Origin of the sequence: Micromonospora sp. NPDC005197 (genome assembly GCF_040608295.1) — a bacterium.
Lineage (GTDB): Bacteria > Actinomycetota > Actinomycetes > Mycobacteriales > Micromonosporaceae > Micromonospora.
This window is the reverse complement of sequence record NZ_JBEXHY010000020.1, coordinates 63,770-74,251: the sequence shown is the minus strand read 5'-3', so window position 1 is coordinate 74,251 and position 10,482 is coordinate 63,770. Positions and strand designations below refer to the sequence as shown.

Sequence of the window (10,482 nt, the reverse complement as noted above, 5' to 3'; positions counted from 1 at the left end):
GTCATGAACATGACTCACAGGTATACGTCTCTTCAGCGAAAGGCAGGCCCGGCGCTCATGCCGTCCGTCGCACCGGCCGGCCGAACGAAACCACCGGCCAGCCGAACGGGACCAGCGGTGCAGCGCCCAGCGGCCCGAAGGGCCGGCGTCCGGGCCCGGGGGCCGAGGTCAGCGCGCGGGGTTGCGGACGCCCTCGGCGAGTTCGGCGCTGAGGGTGCGCAGCGCGGCCAGCCCCTCGGCCTCCGAGGAGGCGTCGAGCACACAACGGACGAGCGCGCTGCCGACGATCACCCCGTCGGCGTACCCGGCGACGGTGCTGGCCTGCGCTCCGGTGCCCACGCCCAGGCCGACACCGACCGGCAGGTCGGTGACCGCGCGAACCCGCGAGACCAACGTGGGGGCGGCGTCGGACGTCCGCGCCCGAGCGCCGGTCACCCCCATCACGGCGGTGGCGTAGACGAAGCCCCGGCAGTTGTCCACGGTCATCGCCACCCGGGCGTCGGTGGACGACGGCGACACCAGGAAGGTGCGGTCCAGGCCGTGCGCGTCCGAGGCGGCCAGCCACTCGGCAGCCTCGTCGGGGATGAGGTCCGGCGTGATCAGGCCGGTGCCGCCGGCGGCGGCGAGGTCGCGGGCGAACACGTCCACGCCGTACCGCTCGATGGGGTTCCAGTAGGTCATCGTGACGACTGGCGCGCCGGTCGCCGCGACCGCCTCGATGATGCGCAGCGTGTCGGACGTCCGGACGCCGCCGGCCAGCGCGATGTCACTGGCCTTCTGGATGACCGGGCCGTCCATCACCGGATCCGAGTACGGAATCTCCACCTCGATGACGTCGACGCCGGCCTCGACCATCGCCGTCATGGCCGCGATGCTGCCCTCGACGGTCGGGAACCCGGCCGGCATACAGCCGACCAGCACGGCCCGCCCGTCGGCCCGGGCCTTGTCGAAGGCCACCCCGATGCGGCTCATCTCAGTGCTCCTTGTCGAGGATGCCGAAGTAGTCCCCGGCGGTGTGCACGTCCTTGTCGCCCCGGCCGGAGAGGTTGACCACGATGGTGGGCTCCCGGCCCAGCTCGGCGGCCAGCTTCGGAGCCAGCGTGACGGTGCCGGCGAGGGCGTGCGCGCTCTCGATCGCCGGGATGATCCCCTCGGTGCGGCAGAGCAGCTCGAACGCGGCCATCGCCTCGGCGTCGGTGACCGGCAGGTAGCTGGCCCGGCCGGTGTCGTGCAGCCAGGCGTGCTCCGGCCCGACGCCCGGGTAGTCCAGGCCCGCGGAGATCGAGTGCGACTCCAGCGTCTGCCCGTCGGCGTCCTGCAGCACGTACGTGCGGGCGCCGTGCAGCACGCCCGCCGACCCGCCGGTGATGCTCGCGGCGTGCCGACTGGTGGTCACCCCGTCGCCACCGGCCTCGAAGCCGTAGAGCCGCACGTCCTCGTCGGGCACGAAGGCGTGGAAGATGCCCAGCGCGTTGGAGCCGCCGCCGACGCAGGCGGTGACGGCGTCCGGCAGCGCGCCGGTCAGGTCGAGGCACTGCTGGCGGGCCTCGTCACCGATGCCCCGGACGAAGTCACGGACCATCGCCGGGAACGGGTGCGGCCCGGCGGCGGTGCCGATCAGGTAGTGGGTCTCGTCGACGTTCGCCACCCAGTCGCGCATCGCCTCGTTCATCGCGTCCTTGAGGGTGCGCGAGCCGGTGGTGACCGGGACGACTGTGGCGCCGAGCATCCGCATCCGGGCCACGTTGAGCGCCTGCCGCTCGGTGTCGACCTCGCCCATGTAGACCACGCACTCCAGGTCGAACAGGGCGGCGGCGGTCGCGGTGGCGACGCCGTGCTGGCCCGCCCCGGTCTCGGCGATCACCCGGGTCTTGCCCATCCGCTTGGTGAGCAGTGCCTGGCCGAGCACGTTGCGGACCTTGTGGGCGCCGGTGTGGTTGAGGTCCTCACGCTTGAGCAGCACCCGCGCGCCGACCTTCGCGGAGAACCGCCGGGCCTCGTAGAGCAGCGACGGCGTGCCCGCGTAGTCGCGCAGCAGCGCCCCGAACTCGGCCCGGAAGGACTCGTCCGCGATCGCCGTACGCCACGCCCCGTCGAGCTCGTCGAGCGCGGCCACCAGGGCCTCGGGCACGAACCGACCGCCGAAGCGGCCGAAGTGGCCGGCGGAGTCGGGCTGCGAGCCGGCCACCGGGGCCAGCGCATCGGCGCTCATCGGAAATCCTCTCGGTGGGGCGTCACACCGGCGCGGGTCAGCGCACCGGCCGGGGCGTCGCCGGGTGGTTGCCGGCGTTGACCAGTTCGGCCACCGCCTCGCGTGGGCTCTTCTGGGTGACCAGGCCCTCGCCGACGAGAACCGCGTCCGCGCCCGCGGAGGCGTACCGGATCAGGTCGTGCGGTCCGCGGACGCCGGACTCGGCGATCTTGACGACGCTGCTCGGCAGGCCCGGCGCGATCCGCTCGAACACCGACCGATCCACCTGAAGGGTACGCAGGTCACGGGCGTTGACCCCGATCACCTGGGCACCGGCCTCCAGGGCCCGGTCGGCCTCCTCCTCGTCGTGGACCTCGACCAGCGCGGTCATGCCCAGCGACTCGATCCGCTCCAGCAGGCCCATCAGCACGTTCTGCTCAAGGGCGGCCACGATCAGCAGGACCAGGTCGGCGCCGTGCGCGCGCGCCTCGTGCACCTGGTAGCTGGAGACCACGAAGTCCTTGCGCAGCACGGGGACGGTGACCGCGGCCCGGACGGCGGCCAGGTCGTCCAGCGACCCGCCGAACCAGCGCCCCTCGGTCAGCACGCTGATCGCCCGCGCCCCGCCCGCCGCGTAGTCGACGGCGAGATCGGCCGGATCGGCGATCTCGGCCAGCCGGCCCTTGGACGGCGAGGAGCGCTTGACCTCGGCGATGACCGCCACGCCGGGCTTACGCAACGCAGCGTAGGCGTCCAGCGGCGGCGGCGCCGCCGCGGCCAGCTCACGGATCCGTTCCAACGGAACCTGTTCCTGGCGTCGGGCGACGTCCTCGCGCACGCCAGCCAGAATCTCGTCGAGCACGCTTACGGACGCTGCCTGACCGGCCTCGTCCCCCTCCGCGTGCGCATGCTCAGCAGTCACCAACGGACTCCCCTCTCCGGGTGTCATGGGCCGATGCTAGGGGCAGCCGACCGACGCCGGGAGCCGGGGGTATGGCGCTGCTCACGAAAAGGGCTGCGGCATAATGGCCGACTTGCCGTGAACGGGATGTCACGCAGCGCCACCTCCGGTATCGACCGCCGTCATACGACGGGGGCCCGGCGGCCCCGGTCGAACCGGGCCGACCCATCGATCATGCCACCGCTTCCGGCTCGCCGCCCGACGACAACGACACCGGTCGATGCTGTGAGCAAGCTCAAGGCCGAACGGCCGGTGCCAGATCGCGGGCATGGCGGGACAGTTGACCGGGCGGTCACCCCGGCGAAACGTCAGCCGGCCAGCATCGTCCTCGGGCAGACTCGATGACGCGCCTGCCCGACCGTCGCCAACTCCTCGTGCGGGGTGACCAATGAGCATTGCCGAGTCGAACCCGAGCATCGGACTGACCACCATCTCCCGGACCGTGGCGTCACTCGCCGTCGGCGTGGTGCACACCCTGGAGCGGGCCGTCGTCGGCGAGGGCCGGATGCGCACGGCACGCGGCAACGCCTGGGAGGCGGTCTGCGCCGACCGGGCCCGCGCCGACCGACGCGCCGAACTGGACCGCCTGGTGGCCGAACTGACCGCCGCCCGCGCCGTCTCCGCCCGCCCGCAGCGGGAGCGTCAGCCGGTCGGCTGATCAGCCGGCCGTCGGGTCCTCGCCCCGGTCCAACGCGTCCCACGCCTCGGTGGTCCGCCGCCCGGCCATCCGGCCCGGTGGGGCGACCGTCGTGGGCGCACTCTCCGTGACGGTCCGCGTCGGCCGCTCGTACCGGGCGCCCATCGCCGGCCACACGCCGCCCCGCAGCGCCGTCCACCCGCCGCCCACGGCGGCGAGCAGACCGCCGAGCAGGCACAGCGCCGGCCACTGCCGGCTCACCACGCCGTCGAGATCGGCGACCAACCCGTAACCACCACCGGCCGCCACCGCCAGGCCCAGAACGCCCAGCAGCACGCCCAGCAGCCGCCGCACCCAACCCCGGGTGGCCAGCACCGCGCCACCGCCGGCCAGCGTGACCAGCGCCAGCGCCGGCAGCCACGGCAGCAGGGCGGCCCCGCTGCGGGCCTCGCGAACCGGCGGCAGCGGCGCCGGCCGCGCGGTCAGCTCGACCGACCAGCCCCGGGTCGCCGCCCACAGCGCCAGGCCCGCGCCCGCCAGGCAGAGCAGCGTGGCGTACGTCAACTGACGCCGACCCGCCACGCTCACCGGACCAACCTTTCGTTCGCGACTGCGGGGCTCCGCTGCGCTGCACTCCTCGCGCTCACCGGGCCGCCCTCAGCGTTTCCGCCGCGGCGATCGCGGCCAGCACGGCGGCGGCCTTGTCGCGGGTCTCCTGCTCCTCGGCGGCCGGATCCGAGTCGGCGACCACCCCCGCGCCGGCCTGCACGTAGGCGCGGCCGGCGCGGATCAGCGCGGTCCGGATGGCGATGGCCATGTCCAGGTCGCCACCGAAGCCGAAGTAGCCGACCGTGCCGCCGTAGAGACCGCGGCGGACCGGCTCCAACTCCTCAATGATCTCCATGGCCCGCACCTTGGGCGCCCCGGAGAGCGTCCCGGCCGGGAAGGTCGCGGCGAGCGCGTCGAACGCGGAACAGTCGTCACGCAGCGTGCCGGTCACGGTGGAGACGATGTGCATCACGTGGCTGTACCGCTCGATGGTCGCGAACTCGGGCACCTGGACGCTGCCCGGCTCGCAGACCCGGCCCAGGTCGTTGCGGCCCAGGTCGACGAGCATCACGTGCTCGGCACGCTCCTTGGGGTCGGCGAGCAGCTCGGCGGCGAGCCCGGCGTCCGCCGTGGCGGTGGCACCGCGTGGCCGGGTGCCCGCGATCGGATGCAGCAGCGCCCGGCGCCGCCCGTCCGCACCGGCGGTGACCTTCAGGTGCGCCTCCGGCGACGAGCCGACGATGTCGAACCCGTCGAAGCGCAGCAGGTACATGTACGGGCTGGGGTTGCTGGTGCGCAGCACCCGGTAGACGTCCAGCGGATCGGCGTGCGTCGCCCGCTCGAAGCGCTGGGACAGCACGATCTGGAAGCACTCGCCCGCCCGGATCGCCTCCTTGGCGGCCTCCACCGCCTTCAGGTAGCCACCCTCGGGCGTACGACAGAGAACCTCGTCGGCCGGTGGACGCTCGACCGTGGAGATCATCGGTGGGATGGGTCGGGACAGCGCCGTGGTCATCGCGTCGAGGCGGCCCACCGCGTGGTGGTACGCGGCGGTGACCTGCGCGTCGCGGCCCGGGGTGTCCAGCGGCGGCAGCACCGCGTTGGCGACCAGGATCGCCGAGCCGTCGTAGTGGTCGAGGACCACCAGGTCGGTGGCGAGCATCATGCCCAGCTCGGGCACGCCCAGGTCGTTCTCGGTCAGCTCGGGCAGCCGCTCGAAGCGGCGGACGAGGTCGTAGCCGAGGTAGCCGACCATGCCCCCGGTCAGCGGGGGCAGATCGTCGGACGGGTCCCCGAGCGGGCCGGCGAGCGCCGCGACGGTGTCCCGCAGCACCCGCACCGGGTCGCCGTCGGTGGGCAGCCCGGCGGGCGGCTGGCCGAGCCAGGTCGCCACCCCGTCCCGCTCGATGAGGGTGGCGCTGCTGCGCACGCCGATGAACGAGTACCGCGACCAGGCCATGCCCGCCGAGCCGACGCCCTGCTCGGCCGACTCGAGCAGGAACGTGCCGGGCCCGCCGGCGAGCTTGCGGTAGACACCCACCGGGGTCTCGGCGTCGGCCAGCAGGCGTCGGGTGACCGGCACCACGCGCCAGCGGGCAGCCACGTCGGTGAAGGTGGCCAGGTCGGGGCTCACCGCGCCGTCGGTCATGTGCCGGCCCCCGTCACCGGCAGCTCGGTGAAGAAGCAGGTCCGGTGCCCGGTGTGGCAGGCGGCGCCGACCTGGTCGACGCTGACCAGCAGCGCGTCGCCGTCGCAGTCCAGCGCGACGGAGCGCACGTACTGGTGGTGGCCGGAGGTGGCGCCCTTGACCCAGTACTCCCGGCGGCTGCGCGACCAGTAGGTGGCCCGGCCGGTGGTGAGGGTGCGGTGCAGCGCCTCGTCGTCCATCCAGGCGACCATCAGCACCTCGCCGGAGTCGTGGGCGCGCACCACGGCGGCGACCAGACCGTCGGCGGTGCGGCGCAGCCGGGCCGCGGTGGCCGGGTCGAGCCGGGACGGACGGGCCGGCGTCGACGCCGCCGGGCCGCTCGGATCGCTGGGGACGCCGGTCACCGGCGCGTCAGGTACGGGCACAGTTACCCATTGTCCTGCACGCGGCGCGGGCACCGGCGACGACTCCCGCCGAGGGTTCGGCGGGTGGCCCACGGGCCGGGCGAGCTGGGCCATGTAGCGGTCCAGCCGGCCGTCGACCAGGGCGTCGGCCAGGTCGGCGCCGGCCGTGTCGGCGATCTCCCCGGCGTACGGGCGGATCAACGGCAGGATCCCGGCGACCAGCCGTACGGCGGCGGCCCAGAGCTGCCCGGTGCCGCCCGGACGCAGCCCGAGGCAGAGCAGCATGTCGTCCCGGTAACCGGCGGGGGCGACCGGCAGCTCCAGGGCCGCCGCGAACGCCGCCCGCCGGGACGACACCCGTACCGACGGGTTCGCCGGGCGCAGCACCGACGGGCAGAGCCGGGCGAGGTCCGCCACGGCGAGCCGGACCCCGAGGCGGTCGGCGGCGGCCCGGGCGGCGGCGGCCTTGCCGAGCATGGCGATCAGCTCCTCCAGCCGGGGTGGCCCGGCGGGCTGGCAGAGCACCGGCAGGTCGATCCGGGGCCGCCAGTGCGGGTCGGCCCAGAGCAGCCGGGCCGGCGCGGTGACCGGCAGCCCGAACGCCCAGTCGGCCGGTTCGCCGAGCCGGTGCACCCAGGAGCGGACGTCGCGGGCGGCCACCGAGACGTGGGTGACCCGGCCGGCGGTCTCGGCCAGGTACGCGCGGCGGGCAGCGTACGGGGAGCCGCCGACCAGCACGTCGAGGTCGACGTCGCTGTGCGCGGTGGCGGCCCGTCGGGCGTGACTGCCGCGCAGCAGGATGCCGACGACCGGCCGCTCAGCGGCGTCCCGCAACCGCGCGGCCCAGTCCTCAAGAAATCCGCTGTGCGGTAACGGAGCGTGACCCACGGCGTCATCGTGCCGTACGCCCGATCAGTACGCAATGCCCGTTGCCGGACCTGCTGTCCGGTCCGGAGCCTACTGCCCGTTGTGATGCTGGGCGCGACGGCGGGCGGTGTCGGGGAAGCGGGCTGTTGCGCGGACGGAGTTATCTCATCTAGCGTTGAGTTCAACAGACGATGAGTTTTTCGGAGGTGCGTGATGGACGACGCGATAACCGTCCGCGACCTGGTGGTCGACCGGGGCGGACGGCGGGTGCTGGACGGCATCAGCTGCGCCGTTCCGCGCGGCGCCGTCACCGGCCTGCTGGGCCCCAGCGGCAGCGGCAAGACCACGTTCATGCGCGCGGTGGTCGGCGTGCAGCTGGTCAGCGCGGGGACGGTCACCGTGCTGGGCCAGCCGGCGGGCGCCCCGGAGCTGCGCAACCGGGTGGGCTACCTCACCCAGGCGCCGAGCGTCTACGCCGACCTGACCGTCCGGGAGAACGCCCGGTACTTCGCGGCCCTGTACGGCCGTGGTCGTGCCGAGGCCGACGAGGCGGTCAGCGCGGTCGGGCTGGCCGAGGCGGCCGGTCAACTGGTCGCCACCCTCTCCGGTGGTCAGCGCAGCCGCGCCTCGCTGGCCTGCGCCCTGGTCGGCGACCCGGAGCTGGTCATCCTCGACGAGCCGACCGTCGGTCAGGACCCGGTGCTGCGGGCCGACCTGTGGGCCCGGTTCCACGCCATGGCCGCCGCCGGCACCACCCTGCTGGTGTCCAGTCACGTGATGGACGAGGCGGCCCGCTGCGACCGGCTGCTGCTGATCCGCCAGGGGCGGCTGATCGCCGACGACAGCCCGGCCGCGATCCGCGCCGCCGCCGGCGTGGACGACCTCGACGAGGCGTTCCTGCGACTGATCAAGGCCGGCGCCACGGACGCGCCGGCCGGACGGGAGGCATCGTGAACCCGCGGATCCTGGCGGCCACCACCGGCCGCATCCTGCGTCAGCTCCGGCACGACCGGCGCACCATAGCGCTGCTCGTGCTGGTGCCGGCCGTCCTGCTCACCCTGGTCTACTTCATGTACGTCGACCAGCCGACCCCGCCGGGGCAGCCGTCGACGTTCGACCGGATCGCCCTGGTGATGCTGGGCATCTTCCCCTTCGTGATCATGTTCCTCGTCACCAGCATCGCGATGCTGCGGGAACGCACCTCCGGCACCCTGGAACGGCTGCTCACCACCCCGCTGGGCAAGCTCGACCTGCTCTTCGGGTACGGCATCGCGTTCGGGCTGGCCGCCGCCGTACAGGCCGCGGTCGCCGCCGGTGTGGCGTACTGGATCTTCGATCTCCGGACCGTCGGAAGCAGCGGTCTGGTGATCGGGATCGCGGTGCTCGACGCGGTGCTCGGCGTCGCCCTCGGCCTGCTGTGCAGCGCCTTCGCCCGCACCGAGTTCCAGGCAGTACAGTTTCTGCCGGTCGTGGTGGTCCCCCAACTGCTGCTCTGTGGGCTGTTCGTGGCCCGCGACCAGATGGCCGGCTGGCTCCAGGCGCTCAGTGACGCCTTCCCCCTGTCGTACGCCATCGAGGCGTTGCAGGAGGTCGGCGCCAACGCCGAGCCGACCGGCACGATGTGGCGGGACGTGGGCGTGGTGCTCGGCGCGGTGGTGCTGGCGCTGGTGCTCGCGGCGGCGACCCTGCGCCGGCGCACCGGCTGACCGACCGGCGGCGACCCGCGCCCCGCGGGTTGCCGCCAGCCGTCGGGCGACCGGCGGCGTCAGCGGACGAACGAAGGGCGGCGATGACGCGGCGGACCGGCCGGCGACCCGGCAACCCGGACACCCGGGAGGCGATCCTCGACGCGGCGCGGGCGGCGTTCGCCGAGCGCGGCTTCGACGCCGCCTCGATCCGCGGCATCGCCGCCACCGCCGGGGTGGACCCGGCGCTGGTGCACCACTACTTCGGCAGCAAGGACCAGCTCTTCCTGGCCGCGATGCAGTTCCCGGTCGATCCCGGCGAGGTGCTACCGACGGTGCTCGCCGGCGACCGGAACGGCATCGGCGAGCGACTGGTGCGGGCGTTCTTGGGCATCTGGGACTCCCCGGCCGGCAGTGCGGGTGTGGCGCTGATGCGTTCCGCTGTGAGCAACGAGTGGACGGCCCGCCTGCTGCGCGAGTTCATCACCACGCAGGTGCTGCGTCGGGTCCTCGACCAGCTCGACGTCGATCCGGCCCAGCTGCCGTTGCGCGGTTCGCTGGTCGCCACCCAGCTGATCGGGCTGGCCATGATGCGGCACGTGGTACGGCTGGAGCCGGTCGCCTCGGCGGACCGGGAGACGCTGGTCGCCATGATCGGCCCGACCATTCAGCGCTACCTCACCGGGCAGTTGCCGACCTAGACCGCCATTCAGCGGGGCGGGCGGGCGTCGGCCGGGCGACGCAGCGGCGGCAGGAGGCGGCTCAGCTCATCGGGGTCGGCCAGCGGGCACGGAAACGCCAGCCGGACGCGCCGCCGGGCGCCGGGGCGCCCGAGGGCGACCACCAGGCCGTAACGGTCGATGCGCACCACGCGCGGCGGCCCGTCCGGGGTCTGCTCGGTCAACCCGAGCTGCCGGCGCAGGTAGTCGGTCACCTGGTCGGCGTCGCGCTCGGCGAGGTCGGCCAGCAGCAGCGCCTCGAACGGGTGCACCGGGTCCGGCTCGGCCTCGGCGTATTCCCCCGGGTCGATCCGGTGCACGACGCCGGCCCGCTCCCAGCGCACCTCGGCCACCTCGAAGCGGAACAGCCGGAACCGGACGCCCACGTCGAGCAGGTCGCCGGTCGGCTCGACCGCGGCGAAGTCGAGCGCCGCTCGGCGTGCCTCCTCGTCGTGCAGTTCGGCGGCCCAGCCGGAGACCCAGGCCCGCCCCAGCCCGGGAGCGCCGGCCGCGGGCGGCAGGTCGAGGACGTCCAGAACCACTGCGACGTCGGCGCCACCGGCCACCGGCCGCAGCGCGGCGCCCAGGTGGCTGGCCACCGGCACCAGCAGCAGCACCCGGCCGTCGGGATCGGTCACGTGCCGGGCGTGGTGCGGGCCCGGCCGGCGGGCCAGGTGGACGAGACCGGGCAGCCGACCGGCGACGAGGGTACGAACGATCTCGGCGGGGCTGGGCCGCATGGCGCGACCTCCTTAAGAGGTTAGGCTTACCTAACCCGGAGCGTAGAGCACCCGTTCCACGGCGTCCAGCAGCCTGGCACC

Annotated in this window: 11 protein-coding genes and 1 pseudogene; 4 read left to right on the top strand and 8 right to left on the bottom strand. The window is 74.0% G+C overall.

The window, feature by feature from the left end; all coding sequences use genetic code 11:
* Positions 1-168 precede the first annotated feature (168 nt).
* From trpA to trpC, 3 genes are read right to left on the bottom strand one after another with little or no spacing between them, the layout of a single operon-like run.
* Positions 169-972 carry a tryptophan synthase subunit alpha gene (gene trpA, locus ABZU46_RS10530; protein WP_354856177.1) on the bottom strand — a complete coding sequence of 268 codons (804 nt, stop codon included), beginning with the start codon at positions 970-972 and terminating at the stop codon, positions 169-171.
* A 1-nt stretch (position 973) separates the two neighbouring features.
* Positions 974-2,212 (bottom strand): tryptophan synthase subunit beta, encoded by a 1,239-nt coding sequence (gene trpB, locus ABZU46_RS10525; RefSeq protein WP_354856176.1) that lies wholly within the window; start codon positions 2,210-2,212, stop codon positions 974-976.
* Between the two features lie 37 nt (positions 2,213-2,249).
* Positions 2,250-3,053 carry an indole-3-glycerol phosphate synthase TrpC gene (trpC, locus tag ABZU46_RS10520; RefSeq protein ID WP_039906616.1) on the bottom strand — a complete coding sequence of 268 codons (804 nt, stop codon included), beginning with the start codon at positions 3,051-3,053 and terminating at the stop codon, positions 2,250-2,252.
* A 487-nt stretch (positions 3,054-3,540) separates the two neighbouring features.
* On the opposite strand from trpC, the gene ABZU46_RS10515 reads away from it, so the two are divergent.
* Positions 3,541-3,810 (top strand): hypothetical protein, encoded by a 270-nt coding sequence (locus ABZU46_RS10515; protein ID WP_354856175.1) that lies wholly within the window; start codon positions 3,541-3,543, stop codon positions 3,808-3,810.
* Here the strand turns inward: ABZU46_RS10515 and ABZU46_RS10510 are convergent, their stop codons facing one another.
* The 4 genes and pseudogenes from ABZU46_RS10510 to ABZU46_RS10495 form a co-directional block, all read right to left on the bottom strand.
* On the bottom strand, positions 3,811-4,377 hold the full coding sequence (locus ABZU46_RS10510) for a Trp biosynthesis-associated membrane protein (RefSeq protein WP_354856174.1): 567 nt from the start codon (positions 4,375-4,377) through the stop codon (positions 3,811-3,813).
* Between the two features lie 55 nt (positions 4,378-4,432).
* Positions 4,433-5,986, bottom strand: coding sequence for an anthranilate synthase component I (locus ABZU46_RS10505; protein WP_354856173.1), 1,554 nt, complete (start codon positions 5,984-5,986; stop codon positions 4,433-4,435).
* Positions 5,983-6,411 carry a phosphoribosyl-AMP cyclohydrolase gene (gene hisI / locus ABZU46_RS10500; protein WP_354856182.1) on the bottom strand — a complete coding sequence of 143 codons (429 nt, stop codon included), beginning with the start codon at positions 6,409-6,411 and terminating at the stop codon, positions 5,983-5,985. The genes ABZU46_RS10505 and hisI overlap by 4 nt, the downstream gene beginning before the upstream one ends.
* A gap of 180 nt (positions 6,412-6,591) precedes the next feature.
* Positions 6,592-6,915: pseudogene (locus ABZU46_RS10495) on the bottom strand (phosphoribosyl-AMP cyclohydrolase); the annotation flags it as partial.
* Positions 6,916-7,470: 555 nt separating this feature from the next.
* Between ABZU46_RS10495 and ABZU46_RS10490 the strand changes: the two are divergent.
* From ABZU46_RS10490 to ABZU46_RS10480, 3 genes are all read left to right on the top strand, one after another.
* A complete protein-coding gene (locus ABZU46_RS10490; RefSeq protein ID WP_354856172.1) occupies positions 7,471-8,211 on the top strand; it encodes an ABC transporter ATP-binding protein in 741 nt (246 codons plus the stop codon).
* Entirely contained in the window at positions 8,208-8,963 is a 756-nt protein-coding gene (locus ABZU46_RS10485) for an ABC transporter permease (RefSeq protein WP_354856171.1), read from the top strand. Before ABZU46_RS10490 ends, ABZU46_RS10485 begins: the two co-directional genes overlap by 4 nt.
* Positions 8,964-9,046: 83 nt before the next feature.
* A complete protein-coding gene (locus tag ABZU46_RS10480) occupies positions 9,047-9,643 on the top strand; it encodes a TetR family transcriptional regulator (RefSeq protein WP_354856170.1) in 597 nt (198 codons plus the stop codon).
* An 8-nt stretch (positions 9,644-9,651) separates the two neighbouring features.
* On the opposite strand, the gene ABZU46_RS10475 is transcribed toward ABZU46_RS10480, so the two are convergent.
* Positions 9,652-10,401 (bottom strand): DUF2470 domain-containing protein, encoded by a 750-nt coding sequence (locus ABZU46_RS10475; protein WP_354856169.1) that lies wholly within the window; start codon positions 10,399-10,401, stop codon positions 9,652-9,654.
* Positions 10,402-10,482: the final 81 nt, after the last annotated feature.

Bases quoted from the DNA above. Each gene is read 5' to 3' on its own strand.
- trpA (WP_354856177.1), bottom strand. From the start codon at position 972: ATGAGCCGCATCGGGGTGGCCTTCGACAAGGCCCGGGCCGACGGGCGG.
- trpB (WP_354856176.1), bottom strand. From the start codon at position 2,212: ATGAGCGCCGATGCGCTGGCCCCGGTGGCCGGCTCGCAGCCCGACTCC.
- ABZU46_RS10515 (WP_354856175.1), top strand. From the start codon at position 3,541: ATGAGCATTGCCGAGTCGAACCCGAGCATCGGACTGACCACCATCTCC.
- ABZU46_RS10505 (WP_354856173.1), bottom strand. From the start codon at position 5,986: ATGACCGACGGCGCGGTGAGCCCCGACCTGGCCACCTTCACCGACGTG.
- ABZU46_RS10490 (WP_354856172.1), top strand. From the start codon at position 7,471: ATGGACGACGCGATAACCGTCCGCGACCTGGTGGTCGACCGGGGCGGA.
- ABZU46_RS10480 (WP_354856170.1), top strand. From the start codon at position 9,047: ATGACGCGGCGGACCGGCCGGCGACCCGGCAACCCGGACACCCGGGAG.
- ABZU46_RS10475 (WP_354856169.1), bottom strand. From the start codon at position 10,401: ATGCGGCCCAGCCCCGCCGAGATCGTTCGTACCCTCGTCGCCGGTCGG.